Origin of the sequence: Bacillus sp. FJAT-42315 (assembly GCF_002797375.1) — a bacterium.
Taxonomy (GTDB): Bacteria; Bacillota; Bacilli; order Bacillales; family Domibacillaceae; genus Bacillus_CE.
This window is the reverse complement of the sequence record NZ_KZ454941.1, coordinates 1,151,470-1,174,017: the sequence shown is the minus strand read 5'-3', so window position 1 is coordinate 1,174,017 and position 22,548 is coordinate 1,151,470. Positions and strand designations below refer to the sequence as shown.

21 protein-coding genes are annotated in these 22,548 nt (G+C 41.2%); 7 read left to right on the top strand and 14 right to left on the bottom strand.

The features are described 5' to 3' along the window. Window positions 1–134: 134 nt before the first annotated feature. From CEF22_RS05570 to CEF22_RS05555, 4 genes are all read right to left on the bottom strand, one after another. A complete protein-coding gene (locus CEF22_RS05570; protein WP_100402077.1) occupies window positions 135–932 on the bottom strand; it encodes a DUF1444 domain-containing protein in 798 nt (265 codons plus the stop codon). Window positions 933–996: 64 nt separating this feature from the next. Next, a complete protein-coding gene (locus CEF22_RS05565) occupies window positions 997–1,308 on the bottom strand; it encodes a thioredoxin family protein (RefSeq protein WP_100402076.1) in 312 nt (103 codons plus the stop codon). Next, window positions 1,305–2,327 (bottom strand): PTS sugar transporter subunit IIC, encoded by a 1,023-nt coding sequence (locus CEF22_RS05560; protein WP_100402075.1) that lies wholly within the window; start codon window positions 2,325–2,327, stop codon window positions 1,305–1,307. Before CEF22_RS05560 ends, CEF22_RS05565 begins: the two co-directional genes overlap by 4 nt. A 185-nt stretch (window positions 2,328–2,512) precedes the next feature. Beyond that, window positions 2,513–3,586, bottom strand: coding sequence for a M42 family metallopeptidase (locus CEF22_RS05555; protein ID WP_100403923.1), 1,074 nt, complete (start codon window positions 3,584–3,586; stop codon window positions 2,513–2,515). 365 nt (window positions 3,587–3,951) lie between these two features. Between CEF22_RS05555 and CEF22_RS05550 the strand changes: the two genes are divergently transcribed. Beyond that, window positions 3,952–4,272 (top strand): PepSY domain-containing protein, encoded by a 321-nt coding sequence (locus CEF22_RS05550; protein ID WP_095481014.1) that lies wholly within the window; start codon window positions 3,952–3,954, stop codon window positions 4,270–4,272. A 45-nt stretch (window positions 4,273–4,317) separates the two neighbouring features. On the opposite strand, the gene CEF22_RS05545 is transcribed toward CEF22_RS05550, so the two are convergent. The 6 genes from CEF22_RS05545 to thpR all read right to left on the bottom strand — a co-directional run bounded on the left by CEF22_RS05545 (window position 4,318) and on the right by thpR (window position 10,789). Then, complete coding sequence (locus CEF22_RS05545) at window positions 4,318–5,169, bottom strand: YtnP family quorum-quenching lactonase (protein WP_100402074.1); 852 nt, start codon at window positions 5,167–5,169, stop codon at window positions 4,318–4,320. Between the two features lie 147 nt (window positions 5,170–5,316). Then, window positions 5,317–5,955: a tRNA (guanosine(46)-N7)-methyltransferase TrmB gene (gene trmB / locus CEF22_RS05540; protein ID WP_095481016.1), complete on the bottom strand. Its 639-nt coding sequence runs from the start codon at window positions 5,953–5,955 to the stop codon at window positions 5,317–5,319. 112 nt (window positions 5,956–6,067) lie between these two features. Then, window positions 6,068–6,844: a phosphotransferase family protein gene (locus tag CEF22_RS05535; protein ID WP_100402073.1), complete on the bottom strand. Its 777-nt coding sequence runs from the start codon at window positions 6,842–6,844 to the stop codon at window positions 6,068–6,070. A gap of 256 nt (window positions 6,845–7,100) precedes the next feature. Beyond that, a complete protein-coding gene (gene pulA / locus CEF22_RS05530) occupies window positions 7,101–9,245 on the bottom strand; it encodes a type I pullulanase (protein WP_100402072.1) in 2,145 nt (714 codons plus the stop codon). A 14-nt stretch (window positions 9,246–9,259) separates the two neighbouring features. Further along, complete coding sequence (locus CEF22_RS05525; protein WP_100402071.1) at window positions 9,260–10,237, bottom strand: NERD domain-containing protein; 978 nt, start codon at window positions 10,235–10,237, stop codon at window positions 9,260–9,262. Between the two features lie 15 nt (window positions 10,238–10,252). Then, on the bottom strand, window positions 10,253–10,789 hold the full coding sequence (gene thpR, locus CEF22_RS05520; protein ID WP_100402070.1) for an RNA 2',3'-cyclic phosphodiesterase: 537 nt from the start codon (window positions 10,787–10,789) through the stop codon (window positions 10,253–10,255). A gap of 178 nt (window positions 10,790–10,967) precedes the next feature. Here thpR and cysK point away from each other — a divergent pair, with 178 nt between their 5' ends. Further along, window positions 10,968–11,894, top strand: a complete 927-nt coding sequence (gene cysK / locus CEF22_RS05515; protein WP_100402069.1) for a cysteine synthase A — start codon at window positions 10,968–10,970, stop codon at window positions 11,892–11,894. A gap of 51 nt (window positions 11,895–11,945) precedes the next feature. Here the strand turns inward: cysK and pepV are convergent, their stop codons facing one another. Next, window positions 11,946–13,370, bottom strand: coding sequence for a dipeptidase PepV (pepV, locus tag CEF22_RS05510; RefSeq protein WP_100402068.1), 1,425 nt, complete (start codon window positions 13,368–13,370; stop codon window positions 11,946–11,948). Window positions 13,371–13,688: 318 nt separating this feature from the next. On the opposite strand from pepV, the gene CEF22_RS05505 reads away from it, so the two are divergent. Then, entirely contained in the window at window positions 13,689–13,910 is a 222-nt protein-coding gene (locus CEF22_RS05505) for a DeoR family transcriptional regulator (protein ID WP_094834295.1), read from the top strand. Between the two features lie 201 nt (window positions 13,911–14,111). Here the strand turns inward: CEF22_RS05505 and CEF22_RS05500 are convergent, their stop codons facing one another. From CEF22_RS05500 to CEF22_RS05490, 3 genes are all read right to left on the bottom strand, one after another. Beyond that, a complete protein-coding gene (locus CEF22_RS05500) occupies window positions 14,112–14,822 on the bottom strand; it encodes a pseudouridine synthase (protein WP_100402067.1) in 711 nt (236 codons plus the stop codon). Between the two features lie 66 nt (window positions 14,823–14,888). Further along, a complete protein-coding gene (locus CEF22_RS05495) occupies window positions 14,889–15,782 on the bottom strand; it encodes a DMT family transporter (RefSeq protein ID WP_100402066.1) in 894 nt (297 codons plus the stop codon). 64 nt (window positions 15,783–15,846) lie between these two features. Further along, window positions 15,847–17,466 carry a putative polysaccharide biosynthesis protein gene (locus tag CEF22_RS05490; protein WP_100402065.1) on the bottom strand — a complete coding sequence of 540 codons (1,620 nt, stop codon included), beginning with the start codon at window positions 17,464–17,466 and terminating at the stop codon, window positions 15,847–15,849. A 276-nt stretch (window positions 17,467–17,742) separates the two neighbouring features. Between CEF22_RS05490 and CEF22_RS05485 the strand changes: the two genes are divergently transcribed. From CEF22_RS05485 to CEF22_RS05470, 4 genes are read left to right on the top strand one after another with little or no spacing between them, the layout of a single operon-like run. Beyond that, window positions 17,743–18,972, top strand: a complete 1,230-nt coding sequence (locus CEF22_RS05485) for a response regulator (RefSeq protein ID WP_100402064.1) — start codon at window positions 17,743–17,745, stop codon at window positions 18,970–18,972. A 2-nt stretch (window positions 18,973–18,974) separates the two neighbouring features. Further along, a complete protein-coding gene (locus CEF22_RS05480; RefSeq protein WP_100402063.1) occupies window positions 18,975–20,021 on the top strand; it encodes a HEAT repeat domain-containing protein in 1,047 nt (348 codons plus the stop codon). Then, on the top strand, window positions 20,021–21,442 hold the full coding sequence (locus tag CEF22_RS05475; protein WP_232726070.1) for a glycosyltransferase family 2 protein: 1,422 nt from the start codon (window positions 20,021–20,023) through the stop codon (window positions 21,440–21,442). The genes CEF22_RS05480 and CEF22_RS05475 overlap by 1 nt, the downstream gene beginning before the upstream one ends. A gap of 30 nt (window positions 21,443–21,472) precedes the next feature. Further along, window positions 21,473–22,546 (top strand): hypothetical protein, encoded by a 1,074-nt coding sequence (locus tag CEF22_RS05470; protein WP_100402062.1) that lies wholly within the window; start codon window positions 21,473–21,475, stop codon window positions 22,544–22,546. The last annotated feature ends 2 nt before the right edge of the window (window positions 22,547–22,548 follow it).

Sequence of the window (22,548 nt, the reverse complement as noted above, 5' to 3'; positions counted from 1 at the left end):
GTAAAGAATCAATTTACATTTTAACAGTTTTCTTTTCTTTTTCGATAGAGAATTTGGAGCCATTGAGCCTTTTATCCTACTAAAACAGCAAAAAGGGCTGCCCAAAAGAAGCGAACCCTTCCTAAAACAACCTCTTACTTCTTCGTGCGACCTTTCGCCATAATAAAGATCGGCTCTAATTGACCTTGCTCATACAGAAAAGAAAGAGCTGTCACTGGTATATGACCATTCGTGAAGAAGCTCATCGTCATTTGCGCTAACACGTCATAGCCTGTTTCATTGCGAATATCGCCAATAAGGAGCACATCTCCATGAGGAACCGACACCGTCATCTCCCCTGCTATTTGTTCACTCATATCCTTCAAGAATTTATCATTTAACAAACGACTCGCATCGTACCCATCATTTGTATTTAAAAAATAAAATACGTTTCCAGCTACTGTATCTTTTTTCATCTCTGTCGATAATGAGCGCAAATTAAAGCGAGCCATTTCACGAATGCTGTCTGCGCTCCAGTTTTCTTTTTTCATTAAGCTTTCATCAATTAGACGATACGTATTTCCAAGATCGAGTGCGTAATAAATTCTCGTCTCCGCTGTATGGTCATCCATCAAGAATGGCATTCCCTCCGCCGCTTCTTTCGGAAACGAAGTCGAACGAACCACTGGAAAAATCCGCTTTTCCTGCTGTGCTAAAGAAGGGGTTGTCCCCATAACGGCTAGCGCTTCTTCTACGTAGTAAACGACTTCGTCAATCGCTTTTTCTTGATGCTGCTTCCACTTCGCTACAATGCCTGGCAAGGAAATCGTGATCCCTTTCTTCGTATCTACGTTTTCGATTCTTAATTCGTCCTTTTCCCGGTCGTAAGAGAAAGAACGCTCCTTCCCTTGAAGTCTCTCTTCAAGCATTCGTTTTAGTTTGATTGAATCCATGTTTGACTCCCTCCTAATGAAAGAGGTCTGGTGCCATCATCAATGAGGGACCAGACCTTGTGTATTATAGCTTTTCAATAAACTGTTCAATTTCCTCTTTCGTTTTCCGATCTTTACTAACGAAGCGGCCTAATTCTTGTCCTTGATCAAAAGCGACAAAACTAGGAATACCGAAAACATCCATTTCTACGCAAAGATCGATAAATTGATCACGATCAACATATACAAATGTAAATTCACTATATTTCGCTTCGATTTCTGGCAAAATCGGTTCAATCACCCGACAATCCGGACACCAATCAGCAGAAAATAAAAAAAGATGTTTGCCTGCTTGTTTCAGTTCTTGAAATTGCTCCATTGATGTTAATGGTTTCATTTCGCTTTCCCTCCCGTTGAGATCGTCATCTGGCCAGGTAGTATCCAGCCTTTCTTTCTCATAAATTCAGATATCGCTAAGCTTATCACAAACGGACCGACGAAATGAAGTAGAAAGACTTGCAAAAAGACAGATGCTTCAAAGCCCATCACTGAAAAGGTCATAATCTGGCCCACAAACCCCGACGTGCCCATTCCTGCACCAGCGGCATTATTCATCATCGGCCAGATCGTTGTGCCGATCGGGGCTAAAATCGCACCAGCAACGGTTGGCGGAATCAGTATTAATGGATGCTGAATGATGTTCGGCACTTGTAGCATCGATGTGCCAAGCCCTTGCGCGATAAAACCGCCAAATTTATTTTCTCGATAACTAGCGACGGCAAAGCCAATCATTTGCGCACTGCACCCAATCGTCGCCGCTCCAGCTGCCAGTCCATTTAAGTCGAGCATTAAAGCAATCGCCGCACTTGAAATCGGAGCGGTTAAGGCTAGGCCCATCAGCACCGCCACTAAAATTCCCATCGTGATCGGGCGCTGCAATGTCGCCCACTCAATCCAGCCGCCAAAAAATTTCATAAACTGATCAATTCCTGGTCCTAAAAAAGCGGCCACTGAATAGCCCGTTAAAATCGTGACAAGAGGTGCGACAATAATATCCACTTTCGTCGTTTGACTGACAGCCTTGCCCACTTCCGCTGCAAGGAGCGCTGCCACATAACTACCGGCAGGACCACCGAGTGCCGCACCTGCTGCTCCTGCAATAACACTGGCAAACAAAACAAGAGGAGGTGCTTTTAAGCCATAGGCCACGGCTGCACCAATGGCTGGTCCCATTAAGCTCATCGCCAATTTGCCCATGTCGACAAAGAACGGAAGGTTTAACTGTTCACCAACCGTTTTCATAATCAGTCCAATAATCAACGAGCTAAATAGCCCTAGCGCCATAAAACTGAGCGCATCAACAAAATAAACCTTAGGAGATAAAGAAATTCCTTTTTTCTGCAAAAATGTTTTCATGAGGCCACCTTCCTTACACTTCATTTACTAGTGTAAAGACAATTATATACTGGATTGTCAACTTAATCAGCATTTATTTTTCTGAGGATGAATCATCTCCACCATTATTTTACCACTTCAAACATATTTCATTCTTTTCTTTCCAACGAAAAAAAGAGCGCCAAAAAACGGCGCTCCCTTCATCATTAACTTCCTGCTTTAATGCTGTCAACGGTTGATTGATCACACGCTTTCACAAGGCGAACAATCAGCTCTTTCGCTGCCGCATAATCATCAACATGAATGATGGACGCATGTGTATGAATATAGCGTGAGCAAATGCCAATGACAGCACTTGGTACACCCTCATTCGATGTATGGACGCGTCCGGCATCGGTTCCCCCTTGAGAAATAAAGTATTGATACGGAATGTTATGAGTTTCAGCTGTATCAAGCACGAATTCTCTCATGCCTCGGTGAGTAACCATTGTGCGGTCGAAAATACGCAACAGCGCTCCTTTGCCGATTTGTCCAAACTGAGACTTGTCTCCTGACATATCATTAGCCGGGCTAGCATCGAGCGCAAAGAAAATATCCGGTTGGATCATTTCCGCCGCGGTCTGGGCTCCTCTAAGGCCCACTTCTTCCTGAACAGTCGCTCCTGAATAGAGCATATTTGGCAGCTTCTCATCCTTTAATTCTTTTAACAATTCAATCGCCAATCCGCAACCGTAGCGATTATCCCATGCTTTAGCGAGAATTTTCTTCTCATTTGCCATCGGGGTAAAAGCAGAAACAGGCACAATTTGCTGACCAGGTTTAATGCCAATTTTCTTCGCATCTTCACGATTATCTGCCCCGATATCAATCAGCATATTTTTAATTGCCATTGGCTTTTGGCGTAATGCCTCGCTTAATAAATGCGGCGGAATCGAGCCAACAACACCAATCACTGGACCATGATCCGTAATAATTTCCACACGTTGAGCAAGCAATACTTGACTCCACCAGCCTCCGAGCGTTTGAAAACGAATCATCCCATTCTCAGTAATATCAGTGACCATGAAGCCAACTTCGTCCATATGTCCCGCAACCATCACGGTTGGACCGGCTTCATTCCCTTTTCTCAATCCAAAAATACTTCCAAGACCATCTTGAATGATTTCATCCGCATAAGGCGTTAACATTTTTCGCATAAACGCTCGTACTTGATGCTCATTTCCAGAAGCACCAGGTAGCTCTGTTAAAGTTTTAAACAGCTCCATCGTTTCTTGATTCATCATTGACTCCCCTTTGAAATAAAGTGAACCTTCAATCATTGGGGGGCTTCATCCCCCAATGATTGTTAGTTGAACGGATCGGGCATTTATGGGCTGTTGATCCCCACCTACATGTCTGCGCTTCTTCTACCATGTTGAAGGTGGGGGTCTTACAGCCCGTTAATGCGGGATAGATTCCCCAGTAAAAAGAGGCTTATCCTTTTATCTTACAGAAAAATTCCCTTTCCCGCTACTTAATGGATAGAAGCATCGCTCTGTAATTATTTCTTTTTTCAAAAAAAACAGTATTTTCATTGCAGAAATTTCAATTAATTTGCGATTTGCTGTATAATAATTAGTAATCTATTAAAATAGGAGTGAAATTGATGAAGTTTAGTTGGAGCACATTCATTTTAGGAGCGGCGGCTGGAGCAGCTGGCGCACTTCTTGTACAACAAAATGTAACAAACACAGCTTCTGCTTCTGCAGAAAAAGCATTGAAAGAAGTAAAGGAAGCATTTAAAGGCGAAGGTACAATTGACGGCTCTTGGGTGAAAATGAAGCCTGAGCCAATGAGAAAAGCAGGTATGGACAAAATGGTCTATAAAGGCGGCGTTTCCCGTACCATTGACCAAAATCGTGAGCAATTTGAGTTTGTTGCAGACTCTCGCACAGGCACGATTATGGATGTTTATAAAACAAACTAATAGGAAAGAGGCGATCCTTTTTAGAGAATCGCCTCTTTTTTTATATTAAACTACTACTTTCTCTCTTTTCACACAATCGATTAGTTCTCCATTCTCATTCCACTTGATGGCACGATAAAGCGCATCATGATAAAAAATAAACCAAGCGCCTTTTTCCATTCCTTCTGGCAAATATTTTTGTTTCATTGCAATGGAGTCCATTGGATAATCATCAAACGCCATTACCCATAGCACATTTTGATGCGCATGAGTCGGCATTAAATCTGCCATATGAATCAATGTTTCCCCGCCGTGTTCAATGATAATGATCGAATGACCATCACTATGACCGCCAGAGTGAATCATTTTCACCCCTGGAATGACCTCTAATTCTTCTTGAAACGTTTCGATTTGGTCAGTAATCGCTTCCCAATTCTCTTTCCAATACGTGTTTTTCGAGCGGATGTTTGGCTGCCTCATTTCTTGCCATTCCGTTTCCGAAGTATAAATGACCGCATTCGGAAAGGCAGGTGTCAGCTCCCCATCGACTACCTTCGTTAACCCTAACACATGATCAAAATGCATATGTGTCATTAGAACGATATCAATATCTTCAGGCGTCAATCCTAACTGGTTCAATGACTCCTCTACTTGAGACTCCTCAGCCACACCATAATTTCTTTTTTGCTTGTCCGATAGCCGGTCATTCCCGATTCCTGCTTCAATTAAAATGTTCTTTCCCTCTAGCTGAAAAAAAATCGGATCCGTTCTTAGCTCGATTTGATTTTTTTCATTGACAGGGTATTTACGAGACCACAACGGCTTCGGCACAACGCCAAACATCGTTCCCCCATCTAAATTCGTCGCTCCCCCATTCAACCATGTCAATGTCAGTTCCCCAACTTTCATTGTTTCCATTTCCAATTCCTCCCCTTTGTTCGACTACCACTTAATTGTAACACTTTTTCGACAATTGTACTAATGAGTCTGTTTTACCTAAACGAGACAAAAAATGCCCGAACCTCTCGCTTATAGCAAAAAATTCGAGCACTTGCTTCTATATAATTAGCGATATTTCACTTCTGAACGATAAATCCTTTGACCTTTTGCCGAAAATTTCTCTTCATATTCGGTCATAATATTGCCTTCGAAATCACTGTTATGAAGATCTAAGCTAACATACGTTAACAACAGTCCGTAGCCAGAAAAGCTTTTCAGCGAGTATTCAAACAGTCCTTGGTTATCAGTTTTGAAATGAACCTCACCATGATCAGACATGATGTCTTCATATAACTTTAAAAATGTTTTATACGTTAATCGACGCTTTTCATGGCGTGCTTTCGGCCACGGATCAGAAAAATTCAAATAGACACGAGCGACATCACCTTTTGCAAAATAATCCGCCAAATTTTTAGCATCGACATTCATCAGCCTCAAGTTTGGTAACTCCGCTTCAATTAAATGGTCTAACGCGGAGACAATCACGCTTTCATATAGCTCAATGCCGATAAAATTAATATCTGGATTCGCTTTCGCCATTCCTGTAATAAATTGACCTTTTCCCGTCCCTACTTCAATATAGATCGGGTTATTATTTCCAAATACTTCTGCCCACTGTCCTTTATGCTCCTCTGGATGAGCAACGACATACTGTGGATGAGCGTCCAGTTTCTCACGCGCCCATGGTTTATGTCTTAATCGCATAGTCACACCTCATTCACTTTTTTCACACCATAACATGACACAACTAACAATCAGTAGGGAATCCCCCCCCACTGATTGAAGTTTCATTTTATTTAAAACAATGAAGGATTTTTCACACCAGGAATTTTTTTAAATCCGCTAAACTCTTTTCCATTTCTAGTAAGCGGTTCGTTTCTTTATCCCACTGAATAGATAATAGCATTTGTGCGATCACATACCACTTCATCCTCAATTGCAAATGTGGCGTAAACGTCAACCCATATTCTGAAAGCCATGCTTGCCATTCACTTTTATCGATATATTTATATAACAACATACTAAGATCAATCGCCGGGTCGCCGATCATCGCCCCATCCCAATCAATTAAAAACAGCTCGTTCTCATTCGACAACAACCAGTTGTTATGATTGACATCTCCGTGACAAACGACGTAATGATTATGATGGATCTTTGTCATATTGTCTCGCAAAAATTGCAAACCATATAAGACGTCTTGATATTTCAACATGTCTTCATCTAACCGTATGTCAATCTCCTTCATAATCATTTCAGGAGAAGAAGGCTTTAGTCCAATTCTCTCAAGCATTGACAGCAGTGGCTGCGAAGAATGGATTTTACACATAAGCTGGGCCACTCGATTGTTCACCATTTCATGCGGCTTTAATTCCCGGCCTTCAAGCCAATGTTGAGCTGAGACGACATCTCCATTTTCTAACCGTTTCGTCCAGATGAGCTTTGGAACAATGCCCTCAGCAGACAATACGGCCAAAAAAGGGGAAGAGTTCTTCTTTAAAAATAATTGTTGTCCACCGCACCTGGCAAAGTAAGCCTTTCCTGTGACTCCACCAGCAGGAGTGATTTCCCATTCTTGTCCAAATAAATGTTCCAACTGCATTCACCTTCATTTTCGTTTAGCTGTCCGTATAATATGAACAAAAAAGACAGCTATCGAACGTCTAAGCAATAGCTATCTTTTCTTGATAAGCCCGTTACCGTCACCTGGCCATCATTATAGTTAGATTACATTTTACCACGAAATCATCGATTCGGCTATGGGGCGAATGGAAAGAAAAACGATGAATATTTCGATCATCTTATCTTGTGTGAATTGCTCTTAATCCATACTATATATTGATATAGTGCAATTATTTTACTTGCACACACACGACGACGCTAATCGGCTCCAACTCTAAACACTCACTCGCTTCTCGCAAAACGTCCACGCCTGCCGCTTCACCCTCGACGATGATCTGCCAAGGAGCTGGACGGCTCGGCAATGTCACTTTGCCCTTAGATGATGAAGGGTGAAAAATGAGCAAAATTTCTTCCCACTCTCCATATTCCGCTACATTGCTTAATAACAACACTAACGAACCTCCATCTGAAGCTCCTTTAATTAAATGACGACGAATCGCTTGTGCACTGTTCAACCGAAAGGCACCATGATACTTTCTAATTTGAATCAGCCCTTTAACAAATTCAATCGTAGACTTATTTTCATATTGGCGATTCCAATCTAATTGATTAATCGTATCTGAACTTGTATAGCTGTTTTCAACCCCAAACTTTGTGCGGAAAAATTCTTGTCCGCTATGCAAAAAGGGAATGCCCTGTGACAGCAACACCATCGCTGTCGCAAGACGTTGCCGCTTTTTATTGAACTCTACTTCACCAGGGAAACACGCTTCTAGCTTATCCCAAAGCGTGTAGTTATCATGAGATTCGACGTAATTAACAGATTGGCTCGGTTCAAGAAATATCCCCTGTCTATTGCCGAAACCGATGCTACCACCAACGACTTGAAAGGCTTCATGATGCAGACTTTCCCGCCCAAGTACAAAGCCATGATCATATAAATTAAAGGTGCTGCCTTTAATCGTATCGCGAAACCAATCGTTAAATTGAGCAATATCGGGAAGATGGGCTTGATTGGCGATATTTGCTTTTAATTCTTTTGCAAGTGCCGTGTTCAGCTGCCAGCCTTCTCCGAGTAAAATACAGCCTGGCTTTAGACGATCAACCATCTTCCTTGCTTCGTTCATCGTTTCAATATCGAGAATCCCCATTAAATCAAAACGGAAGCCATCGACATTATATGTTGTGAGCCAATATTGAAGCGAGTCAAGAATAAATTTCCGCGCCATCTTCCGCTCAGAGGCAAAATCATTACCGACTCCGGTTCCATTCGATGGACGTCCAAACTCATCTTGTCGAAAGAAATATCCTGGAACGATTCGCTCAAAAGACGAGGTTTCACGAATATACACATGGTTATACACCACATCCATAATGACCCGAATCCCTTCTTCATGAAGCGATTCGATCATTTGCTTCAATTCAATCACTCGCGTATACGGATCTTGCGGATTAGAACTATAGCTTCCTTCTGGCACATTAAAATAGAGCGGATTATAGCCCCAGTTATAATTTGCATGTGGCTGTGTATCCGATACACCGAAGAAATCATTAAAAGGCAGCAACTCTAAATGCGTAATACCTAACTCCTTTAAATAATCGACACCTGTTGGTTGACCGAAACGGCCGCGCGTCTGCCTTTCCAAAAACGAGCTATACTTCCCCTTATGTTGCATCCCGCTATCTAGATGCATCGAAAAGTCACGAATCGATGCTTCATAAATAATGGCATCTAGCGGTGAAGAGAAAGGTGGTAGTAGATGTGTCGTAACGGCCACTTTTTCTTCATCTAACACGCATGACCACTCACTATGTAATGAAACGGCCTTTGCGTATGGATCGCCTGCTTCTTTCCATTGATTGTTGACGCGTAAATGATATTGATAATAAGCGCCTGCTACATCACCAGAAATAAGTGCCTCATATACACCGCGTTCGCGACGGAACATTTTCACATACAAAACGTCCTCACTATCAGTAGGTCGATATTTGACAAACACTTCTGTTGCTGTCGGTGCCCACAAACGAAAATGAGTCGCTTCTTTCGTATAAGAAGCTCCTAAATCCGAACCGTCATAATAAAAAAGGTCATCAAACTCACTTGTACGGATCACTTCACCAATTTGCAGATCCGTCCGCATTAATCGCTCATCTAACACAATATGAGGCCGACCAAACTCCGGTACGATCGGCGTGTAACAAGCGTACTTCACACTACCCTCTATCTGTACTTTATCGATGATCTTAAGCTCTACCATGTCTGCACCCTGCTCAAGAAAAAAACGCTCAGACTGCCCATTATAATAATAAGTTGGAACAATCATCGTAATCACATTCAATTGATCTAAATAGGCCTCAAAAGGTCGGTTCGCCATCGTTTACACCTCTTTTATTCGCTATCTTCTTCCTTGAAAATAAAGCCATCATCCTCTTCCCACTCCGGACGTCGAAAACTTGTCGTTTGTCCGACATCCAGCAAGCTTTTCGCTGCTTTTAACTGCATATTTTTCAACGGAGACCTCATATGGCGAAGTCTAGTAAACCACTCCTCAAACCTCCGCTCATCGATCACATCTAGATCATAAGGTCCATTAGGATAATCGACAAATCCATTACGAGAAATAATCGCCTTACGAATAGGAAAGTCGACGTCGTATTGAAGGAATAACTGCTTCATCACAACTTCCATTCGGTTTAAAGAAAGAACAGGGCTCAATACTTTCGCTTCCTTTTCCCCATATCTCTTCATCCAAAATCTCTCTGCTGAACCGATATAAACAGCTTGATCCTCTGCCTCTAAGAAAGTTAAACACCAAGCTTCCGTCGGTGTAAGCAAAATAATATCTAATTCCATTGGAGCATTTTTCAATCGAAGAATCGGTTGATAGAGTAGCATAAATGAATCTGGAAACCGCTGCAAAAAGAACTTCAAACGCTCATCATGAAAGTATTTAAAATCAATATATGATTTTTCACGAATGGTCGAGCTTGCCCATTTCACTTGAAAACGAAAAAGCTGGTCTAAAAAACTTTTCTTTAGCTCATCAACATGCTGTACATCATACAACTTTTCCATATCAAACAAGGACTCTTCTTCCTGTCTTTGAACGTCAGCTTCTTCTATTTCCTCTACCTCTTTTTGCCGCTTTAACATCGATTTAATTTTATATAGCATGCCCGCTTGAGCAACATCTTCTTCAACTTCCTCCATCACGTCATACTCTGTGTCTTCTAAGCGACTTCGTTCCCATTGTTCCCTTGTTTTTTCCCATTGTTGTTTTTTTAAACGGACGAAGTGGGAAGGATACTTGTATAAATCAATTTCATATCTTGAAATATAATCTTGTAGCTTAATTAACTGCGCCATTGGTCATGATTCCTTTCATTCAGTGACTAAAAAAGTATCGTATTCTTCATATTTAGGACTGCGATCAAGATGCGTTTTATATAGCACCACTTCCTCACTAAAAAATTGCATAGCAGATGGGGCTAACTGGGGAACATAAGCCTCTTCCCCTCGCCATTTTCTTGCCAATGTAATATGGGGACGAAATGGTCGGCTCTCTAATTGAAAACCAGCTTCACGACAAGCGCTACTAACCGCTTGCTGCAATTGATGGAGTTTCGGTTCTTGCTTCACTCCTGCCCAAAAAATACGCGGCTGCTCTTGTTTACCAAATGTACCAAACGAATCAATCGTCAAAGAAAAGGGTGAGAATGTTCGTAGTACTTCCGCCATATTCTCCCTTGCCTTTTCTAGTTTTTCTTCTTCTGCCTCTCCTAAAAAAGCTAACGTCAAATGCAAATCCTGCTCATGAACCGCACGAGCAAAGGGAAGATTATGCTCATGAAATACTTGATGCAATTGCTTCTTAACTGACTCTGGTAAAGCGAGTGCAAAGAAATAATGATGACCCATACTTATACTCCTTTATCGTACATTTTACTCATATTTTAACAAAGAATCTGTGTTTGCGACAGATTTCGAAGCGGAATAAAGTGACGATCCTCTCTATAATTCAATAAAAACAAATTGGATTTGTATGATTAATATGTTATTAATAAAAGTAAACGACTGTAGAAAGGAAGAGGCTAAAATGAAAATTGTTCAAAATATTGCTGAATTAATTGGAGATACCCCTCTTGTTAAATTGAATCGACTCAACCCAGAGAACGGCGCTGATGTGTATATGAAGCTAGAGTTTTTCAATCCGAGTAAAAGCGTGAAAGACCGAGCAGCTTTCAATATGATCGTGGAAGCAGAAAAAGCAGGTGTCTTAAAACCAGACTCAACGATCATCGAACCAACGAGCGGAAATACAGGCATCGGTTTAGCAATGAATGCCGCCGCTAGAGGCTACAAAGCGATTCTCGTGATGCCAGATACGATGACAAAGGAACGGATCAATTTACTGAAAGCATACGGTGCCGACGTTGTACTTACTCCTGGACATGAAAAAATGCCCGGCGCGATCAAAAAAGCTGAAGAGCTAGCGAAGGAAATTCCGAACAGCTTCATTCCGATGCAATTTGATAATGCCGCCAATCCAAACGCCCATCGAAACACAACTGCCCTTGAGATTGTCGAGAGTGTTCAACAAATCGGCAAAAAGCTCGGTGCCTTTGTCGCTACAGCTGGCACGGGTGGTACGATTACTGGTACAGGTGAAGTGTTAAAAGAGCATTATCCGAACTTGCTCGTACATGTCGTGGAACCAGCTGGCTCTCCTGTCCTTTCCGGTGGGCAACCCGGTAAACATAAGCTTGTCGGCACGAGCCCTGGATTTATCCCAAACATACTAAATGAAGATGTGTACGACTATATTTATCAAATTAAAGACGAAGATGCGTACGACATTACGCGTCGACTCGCTCGCGAAGAAGGTATTCTCGTTGGGCCATCCTCAGGTGCTGCTTGCTATGCTGCTATTCAAACAGCCAAAACATTAACTAAGGATGAAATCGTCATTTGCATCGCCTGCGATACGGGTGAGCGCTATTTATCGAGCGACCTTTTTGAATAAGGTACTTTCTCCCAAAAAAAGCATGCAGAAACCCTCTGCATGCTTTTCACTTTATTTCTCCACTGCTAGCTCCCAAATGGCTTGCGCATAAATAGCCGTCGCTTTCAGTAAATCTTCTATAAACATATGTTCATCTTTTTGATGAGCGACATCCGCTCGACCCGGAAACAGCGCCCCGTAAGCCACACCTGTTTTTAACGAGCGTGCATACGTCCCTCCACCAATTGATAATAATTCAGCTTTCTCACCTGTTTGCTCTTCGTACACTTTCGCAAGTGTTTGAATAAACGGATGATCTTGCTCGACATGATGAGGGTCGCTATTGGAAAAGTTCTCAATCGCGATGTTTTCTTGTTGCAAACGCTCCGTTAATTCCGCTTTTTTCTCTGTAAGCGGGAATGTGACCGGATAGCGCATATTTAAACCTAAACGACCGCCCGTTTGTTCATCATACGAAAGCTTGCCCACATTAATGGTTAAGTCACCCGTAATATCATCTTGATAATGAACTTCCAATGCCTTCCCGCGCGAATCCTGGAAGAATGAGTTGCTCGTCCATTGGAAAAAGTGAGCAGACTTTTCATCTAGCACTCGATTCGCCAAAAATTCCACTAAATATAAACCGGCACTTTTTCCAAGGTCAGGCTCCATCCCATGAGCAGAGATGCCCTTCATTTCCAATACAAGCAATCCACGATCAATATAATATTGCCCCTCTAAGCCATTGTCTTTCGCAAAGTCACTATAGCTTTGTAACAGCGCCGTTTGCCCATGATTGACCGTTAACACCGCTTTCGCATAATCAGGCACCATGTTGTAACGCCGACCGGATTCAAACGAATGAACAAATAAATTCTCCGGTTGTTGAGCAGTTGAGACGACCGGTGAAAACACAAGATCAAAATCAGCAATCCCTTTTTCAGCAAAAATAATCGGAAAATCAGCATCTGGGGCAAAACCAATCGCTGGCATTTCCTCCGTAGCAAAATAGCGATCTACACAACGCCAATCGCTCTCTTCATCCGTTCCAATAATCATGCGCACTCGTTTGTTGAACGCTTGTCCGAGCTCCTTCACGATTTTCATCGCATAATAAGCAGCCATCGTCGGCCCTTTATCATCGATCGCCCCACGACCAAAGATTTTGCCGTCTCTAATTTCTCCACCAAATGGATCGGTTGTCCAATCATCACCTTCTGGAACGACATCAACATGACATAGAATCCCGAGCAGCTCTTCCCCGGCACCAAATTCTAAATGCCCTGCAAGGTTATCGACATTTTTCCCCGTAAATTCATCTTTTTCACCAAGCGCCAGCATAAAATCAAGCGCCTCTTTCACTTGCTGTCCAAGCGGAGCATCGGCCGTTGCTCCTTCCTCATCTAACACGCTTTTGATCGCAATTAACGATTGCAAATCCCGAAGCAAATCATCCTTTCGCTTCTCCACTTCTAACTTCCAATCAATCGCCGTCATCACTAAATACTCCCTTCAAAAAACAAATATATTCCTATTCTACCCCTGATCCCCTAGAAAAGAAATCATTTGAGAATAACAAAATGGTTTCATGTATTATTAAAAATGGGTAAAGATCATGTAAATAATCATTAAATCAATCATTTTTCTAGAAAATCTGAATAAAATGAGGTAAACTGTAAGTGTCAGACATCTTAAACTATTTTGTAAAGGAGCTGTCTGTGGCAAAAGAATTACATATTTTTTGAGAAGCATCAACTTCTCTGTTAACCGTCGTCTGTTGGATTGCCTCTGGAAAAAAGATGAGGGAGTGGTTTTTTGAAACCTTCAACGAATCGGATGCTAAATCGAATTAAATCAGTCTATATGTTTATTAAAGAAAACGGGACTGTTTCAACTCAGGAAATAGTAGATGAATTTGGCATCACTCCTCGCACCATTCAACGTGATTTGAATGTGTTAGCCTACAACGACTTAGTAGTTAGTCCAAGTCGTGGCAAGTGGACAACAACGGAAAAGAAAGTTCGAATCAGCTCTTAAAAAAATGAATATTGTACATGTCAATCCCCCGCCTAATCGACGGGGGATTCTTTATCCCGCATTAACGGGCTGTAAGACTCCCACCCAACAGGGCAGAAAAAGCGCAGACATGTAGAAGGAAGATCAACAGCCCGTAAATGCCCGATTAGTTCAACTAACAATCAGTAGGGGAAAGAACCCCCCACTGATTGAAGTTTCACTTTATCTATCTACTAACAGCTTGATTTCTTCTTCTGTTAATTCTCGGTACTCTCCAAGTTCTAGCTCTTCATCAAGCACGAGCGGCCCCATAGAAATACGCTGCAAATAAACAACCTTTTTGCCAACCGCTTCAAACATCCGTTTCACTTGATGAAACTTCCCTTCTGTAATCGTCAGTTCAATATCCGACCGAAGACCACTTTTTAAAATCACTAACTCTCCCGGCTGTGTTTCATAGCCATCATCCAACGTGACTCCATGACGAAAGGCTTCGACATCACTCTCGGTCACTTCGCCATCAATGACCGCAAAATACGTTTTCGGCACATGCTTTTTCGGTGAGAGTAATTGATGGGCAAGCTGTCCGTCATTCGTAATTAACAACAAACCTTCCGTATCTTTATCAAGCCTACCGACTGGAAACGGTTCGAATATGATGTGCTCTGGATCTAATAAATCAATCACCGTTTCATCGCGCATATCCTCTGTCGCTGAAATGACTCCTGGCGGCTTATTCATCATTAAATAAATAAATTCCCGATAATGAACCTCTTCCCCATGAATAACGATCTGATCGTTGTTAGGGTCAACATGCTGCTTAGCGTCTTTCACCAACTCCCCATTCACCGTCACAGCACCGGATTTCAAGATTTTCTTCACATCTTTCCGACTACCATAACCAAGATTCGCTAAAATTTTATCGACTCTCATGACCTTCCTCCATTCCTTCCAATACATTTATCATATGTAGCTTTCTCTACTCTAGTAAAGAAGACTTTACTTTTTCACTCGTGATAGCATCAGAACGGTCGTAATAATGCAAAGCGTTCCGACCCATTCACCGATGCCGAAATCAACATGCAATACGACGACGGATAAAAACACCGCAGATAACGGCTCCACACAAGCGAGCAAGCTCGTTTCTGATGGCTTTAAATAATGCAAGCTCTCTGAATATAAGTAAAAAGCTATCAACGTGCCAAAAATAATGACAAAAAGCACTCCAGCCACTGTCGGCACATTAAGCATCCCTTCATATTCCCATGGCGAATGCACAAAGCTAAACCCAAGCCCACCAAGCGTCATCGCCCAACCGATCACCACGACAGCTCCCCATCTTTTCAACAGCTCAATCGGATAAACGGTGTAAAAGGCAAGGGCAACCGCTGAGCTAAGTCCCCAAAACACGGAGAGGCTTGAAATCGTTAACGCAAACGGATTACCACCTGTGACAAGAAAGAACGTTCCTAGCACTGATAATAAAACAGCCACTATCTCCTTCGTCGATGGCTTTGACTTCGAACGAAAGGTGATGTAAAGCACCACCAATACCGGCGCCAAATATTGCAGCACCGTCGCTGTCGCCGCATTGCCGCTTTCAATCGCCGCAAAGAATGTATACTGCACGCCGATCATGCCGATGATACTCAATAAAAGCAGTGGCAGTCTACTAAATCGATCTTTCCAAATAGCGAACACTAAGCCCGGCTCTTTCATCGCAGCTAAGCAAAGCAAGATCAAGCCAGAAAATAACAGTCGTACCGTCACGAGCCATTCTACACTAACTCCTTGCTGTTGAAACAAAAATTGGGCGACCACTCCTGATCCTCCCCAAAAAATCGCGCTAGAAAGCACCATGATCATGCCTTTTGAACGTGCGCTAAAAGCCATTGCTCTCCCCTCCCCAATGAAAAGAAGAGGCAGCCCCCCTTTGGATGAGCGCCTCTTCTTATTTCTAAGCTCTAGATCGTTGTAATTTTTTCTTTAATCGATCAAGTTTGGAACCAAGTAACACATCTGTCAGTCCCGTTCGAAGACTTAAAACAAAATAAATAGCTGCTCCAATGACTGCACATATTCCAATTAAAATAGTTGCCTGTACTTTACTTGTCAGATCAAACAACGGGGAAACAAGCGAATACACACCCAAAACTACTATCGCCATAATCAAATTAAATAGCAGTATTTGAGCAACCTTTCTTGCAATCGAGCGCAATGAATAGTGGGCATAATATTTAATGACTAGTAAGTTAATAATGATAGATGCCCCGTATCCAATCGCAGTCGCATAAATGGCTCCCTCCGCTTGAAATAGTTTAATGAGTGGGATATTCAAAGAAAACTTCAATAAAATCCCAACCAATAAACTAAACACGGTAAAGCGCTGCTCGTTAATTCCTTGCAAAATCGCTGCTGTCACTGTGAACAGCGCAAATAGAATCGCTACAGGTGCATAGGTACGTAAAATCTCTGCTCCGATCTCGCTACGTTCATAGAATACAGCATAGAAAGGTTCAGCTAGTAACATAATGCCGACAATCGCTGGAACTGTTAAAAACAACAGCACTTGGAAAGTTTGGTCCAATTGTTTTTTCACATGTTTTAAATCCCCAGAAACAAACGAAGTCGTAATATGCGGAATGAGTGACATCGAAAATGCTGTCGCAAGAGATACTGGAATAATCACGATTTTTTGTGTACTAAAGTTTAATATTCCAAATAATACATCCGATACTTTCGCTTGGCCAATCGCTGCCATCGCCCGGTTAAAGGTGACCGTATCAATTAATTGATACAGCGGAATAGCAATCCCAACAAATACAAACGGAATAGCGTACAAAATGATTTCCCGGTAAATATTCACAAGTGATACTTGTACCTCACCTTTATCTTGCTCAAGCAATTCATCCAAATATTTTTTCCGACTTCTCCAATACCCAAATAGGACGAGTAAACCAAATGCCGCACCGATAAAGGCCGCAAAGGTAGCAACACCAACAGCTGTGACGACATCTCCATTCAATACATTTAATACAACATAAGCCCCTACAAGCAGGAAAATAATGCGAGCAATTTGCTCCACTACCGTGGACACAGCGGATGGTCCCATCGACTGATGCCCTTGGAAAAAACCGCGCATTAAGCTCATAAAAGGAACGATGATTAAGGCAAAGCTGACCGCACGTATCACATACGTCACATCTTGTAAGGAATATAATTGCTCTTTATTTAACACGACTAACTTAGCAAAAAATGGCGCAAATAGATACATGATCGCAAAAGCAACAATCCCAGTGATCGACATCATCAACAGACCCGACTTAAACAACCGACGCCCAACGGCATATTCCCCTAACGAATTATACTTTGCAATAAATTTCGACACCGCTAGCGGAACACCAGCCGTCGCAATACTAATAAAGATCGTATAAGGAACGTATCCATACTGATAAAGTGCAACCGACTCTTCTCCAATAATCGAATAAAACGGGATGACATAAAATAATCCTAGAAATTTAGAAATAAACGTCCCGAGCGTTAAAATAAATGTTCCTCTAATTAACTTTGACGACATACCAATCACTTTCTCCGTTCATCAAATAAAATATAAATACAAAAATAAGTTTACCTCTTTCAATAGTATCTGACAATTTTTTAATGAAAAATGATATCATTTAAATGAATCGACAATATTTTTAACTTCTCTTATTTTGTTTATATTATTTTACAATTCATGAAAATTGCACTATATTCATATCGTTGAGAATGTGTAAAGAGAGGTATGCTATTCTGTTTTATGTTTTTTTAGGTAAGGAGGTGGAGATACATACAGCTCTTAAGTTGTATGTAAATGTTAAATATGAAGCAAATTAGAGAGATATTATGGTTAAATGATCCCTTTTCTTACCAAATACTTTCATCCCTTTCGTTAGCTGATGAAGTGGTCACGATCGTTGACTCTTCTGAATTAGATGATCAAGAAGCGATTAAACAAGCTCTTGCTATTTGTTATGCCTATGAGGCTACATCAATGGAACTGCCATCCGATCAGCAATGGATTCAATTAGCCAAGACGAACGATATAGAACTGATTGCCTTTGTTTCTTCTGTTCAAGAGGAATTGGACGCACTTGCTAACGGCGCGACAATAACCATTACGATCAATGAACCGACATTAATGATCAAAAAGCTAAACAAGGTCATTGACATAAGACGAGCGTTACGGTCGCAGATGCTCGACGCTACTACTGCTGCTTATTCGCGCTCGATGCTACCGTTTATTATTCAGCAATGTTTATCAGATGAACGACAAAAAAACTATCTATTTTCTGTCGTTTTCTGTCAAGTAGATCATTTAACAGCCGAGTCGGAGCAAGCATTTGTCCAGTTTTTCCAACAGCAGCTACGCAAGAAAGATTTAATCATTCGCTGGAGTCATGGGCAATTTATTTTCATTTTATTTAATTTGAAACAGGAAATGCTCTCAAGCGTCTTTGATCGAATTTTGTCACCATACGAGAAAAACTTTTCTGCTAGAATGATCGGATCAGAAATGGTGTCTCCAGCCGATTCACTAGAAGCATTTGTAGAAAAACTACAGCTAGAGCTAGCAAGCATTGAGGTAAGCGATGAACCAACAGTTAGCTTTCAACCATTTGTACACATACTAAGCGAAGATGAAAAAGAAACGTACCGCATAGCCATCGTTCAAAATGATGCCTTTACGAAAAGCTTGCTCATTAAATATGTTGAACGGTTAGCTAGTAAACGATATAAGTTTGAGCTTCAGACATTTGATAACGGGCAACAGTTTTTCCAGTCTGCTTGGAGTCGCAGTTATGACCCTTATTTACTTATTATTGATACAAAAACAGCGCAAATAGGCGCCGTTGAATTCGTAAAGAAACTGAGAGCATCTTATCCGAAACATCAATATGCCGTTTTCTCGTTAACGAATCGGATCAATGACATCGAGTTGGTTGAATTGTTGGCATACGATATTTCTGATCATATCGTCAAGCCGTTTTCAATCGATGAACTTTTGACGAAATTAAAACGAATCATTGAAGGAGAGCGATGATCATGGTGTCTATACCTCTTCATACATTGCTTTACACCATTGTGATCTTGTTATTCGCACTCCTTATCTTTTTTAGTTCTCTTATTCGCATCAAACAACAACGTTTGAAAACGTCACAAAAACAAGTGATTTGGATCAAGGAACATGAGGAGTATTTATTTAACCTTCTCTCTACTGGAGAATGGCGGATACGAGCAAATTTGTCCAAACAGTTTATTTATGAAGCGATTGAACAATTTTTCTTAAACTTTTTAAAGACTGTGAATGATCCCGAATCGCAACGGCACATTCAACAATGGGTAGAAACTCATTTCGCCGAACGATATCGCAAGCAATTGAATAATCGCTCGATGGCGATTCGGTTAAATACACTGTATCGGATTGAAAGATTTCATTGTACTAGCTTTCAAGCGCCTTTATATCATCGTTATTTGTTAAATCAAATGACTACGGAAGAAAAAATACTCACCTTACAAATCTTATCGAAATTTCAAGATGAGCGAGTGATTGAGCTTCTTAATAAAGAAGGAGTAGAATACCCTGATTTTTACTATTCCGATATTTTAACAAGACTTTCTACCAATATTGTTACTAACAAAGTAATTGACTGTTTTCAAGATTTAACGCCACCGCTTCAGTATGCTGCTATTGAGTATATTGGTGCTCAAGGCTGGAATGAATATGAACCTTTGTTACTAAAACTGATTGACCATAATAATCAAGAAATGAATATTCGGGCGATGAAGGCGCTCTATCAGCTTCATTATGTATCCGATATGACCTCATTGCTTCCTCATTTTGAAACCGACCATTGGCCTAAAAAAATGTGGCTAGCAAAGCTTAGTATGCTCCATCATCATGAGACATGCATTCCCTATTTAAAACAATGGTTAGCTGATTCATCATGGTATGTGCGCCGGGCTGCGGCTAACGCTTTATTAAGCTATCCAACAGGAGAATTTGAATTAAGACAAATTGCTCAATTTAGTGAAGATGCCTATGCAAGAGATGCAGCGAAAGAGCGTTTAGAGAGGGGGATTGGTTTTTAATGTACATGGTTTTACAATCGCTTCGTACAGTAGTGGAAATTTTTTCGCAAGTAATTTTCTTCTATACGATCGCTATTATTTTGATCATGATGATCTTAATGGTCTTTGCGATTAAACAAATACGAAAAACACACCTTCTCGATTTCGAAGAGCCGTATAATGAACATTTACGCTCTGAATTCACGAAACCGATTTCGATTTTAGTACCCGGAAAAAACGAGGAAACAGGGATCGTCAATACGGTTCGATCATTGCTAGCGATCGATTATCCAGAATTTGAAATTATCGTCATTAATGATGGTTCGACCGATTCCACCTTGCAAACGATGGTAGATGCATTTGACCTGCAGCCGATCACAAGCTATTATCGCAAACGCTTAGCTTCTAAACCGGTAAAACAAGTTTATCAATCAAGGATCTACCCCCATTTATTTTTAATGGATAAGGAGTCCGGCGGGAAAGCGGATGCGTTAAATGCGGGAATGAATCTCGCGCAATATCCGTTCTTCTGCTCGTTAGATGCTGACTCGATTGTTGAACGGACGGCCTTTATTAAAATTATGAAGCCAATTATTGATTCTGACGATGACATTGTGGCCAGCGGCGGTAGTGTCCGAATTGCGAACGACTGCGTCATCGAACGTGGAGAATTAAAAAGTGTCGCATTGAGTAAGAATAAAGTCGTTGTCCATCAAGTTATTGAGTATTTACGCGATTTCTTATTTGGTCGAATCGGCTTTGGCTCTCGTAATCTACTATTAATTGTGTCCGGAGCCTTTGGCGTGTTTTCAAAAGAGTACTGTATTACCATCGGAGGCTACCGAACAAATACGGTCGGCGAAGATATGGATTTAGTCGTTCGCCTTCATCGATACATTAAGGAAAATAAATTAAATAAAAAAATCGCTTATATACCAGAGCCTGTTTGCTGGACAGAAGCTCCAGAAACGCTCGATGTATTACGGCGCCAGCGAAATCGCTGGTATCGCGGACTATTTGAAAGCCTCTGGCATAACAAACGAATGTTTTTCAATCCTCGCTACGGCAAAATCGGATTAATCAGTTTTCCTTATTATTTATTTATCGAGTTGCTAGGGCCTCTTATCGAAATGCTTGGATATATCATTATCCTACTAGGCCCCTTTTTAGGCGGAGTGCACATCTTGTACTCTTTAGCTCTCTTCTTCTGTATTTTATTACTAGGTTCGATGCTATCAATGTTTTCGATTTTGTTAGAAGAATGGAGTTTTCGCAGGTATGAAAAACTAGAGGACTTTATTCGTTTATTTCTCTCTAGCCTGCTCGAGTCCTTTTGGTATCGACCGTTAATGACCTTCTTTCGTGTCGAAGGCTTCTTTCAAATCATCTTTAAAAAGAAAGCTTGGGGAGACATGAAACGTAAAGGAGTGTCCCAATCATAAATTACTGTATACAAATAAGGAGATGAAACGATGAAACGAATTCTCATATTAATCGCAGTTCTCTTACTCATCCTCTCTCCTAGAATCCTTTGGAGTATGAAAACGGCGACTCCTTTAGACATAGCCGTTATCGATAAAACAGTACCAAAGACGGATTACCGAGAGCATAATGGGTTATTTTGGATTTTAGATAATGAGAAAATTTTTAATGATCGAGAAGACACGTACGATATTGGTCATGACTATTTCGGATACGATCCATATGATCAAAAACCATTTCCGCCATTTAATGAATCTGGTCCATTTGACCTTATTTATATCGCCGATACGTATGGTGTCTATAGCAATGATTTAAAAGATGCACCGGACGGAGAACGTTCTAAACATATATATGGCGGAATGGACTTATTAGAGTGGAATCAAATCATGAATAGCCGTGATCAACAATCTACTTTAATCGCTGAGTTCAATTCTTTCGCTACTCCGACCGATTCAACCACTCGATCGGTCATGGAAGAAAACTTAAATGTCGAGTGGACAGGTTGGACCGGAAGATATTTCTCGGATTTAAATAGCGAAGAAATTCCGCCATGGCTGATCCGCAATTATGAACAACAATACAAAAAGAAGTGGAACTTTGAGGGATCAGGTATTGCTTTTGTTCACTTATCCGATCAAGTTGTCGTCCTCGGCGATCAAGAGAAGCGACCGTTTGTACAGTTTCAATTAACGAAAGAAGGCGCGACACACTACGAACATGTTAACGACTCTCACTATATGTATTGGTTTGATATCGTTCGTCCGCAAGAAGGAACGGTCGTTGAAGCAGAGTACGACCTACATTTGTCTCAAAAAGAAAAGAAACAGCTCAAAGATGCTCAAATCCCAACGAGCTTTCCAGCGATCATTCATCATGAACAGGAAAAAACATATTATTTTGCTGGAGACTATGCTGATTTTCCGAAACAATCACTTGCAAAGTGGACAGGGTCCTCTTATTTATTTTGGCTATTTTCCGATGATGAAAGTCAGTTTTATTGGCGGTCTTATGTGCCTTTAATGCGCCACATTTTAACAGATATTGCTGAAGAGAAAGCGGAGTGAGA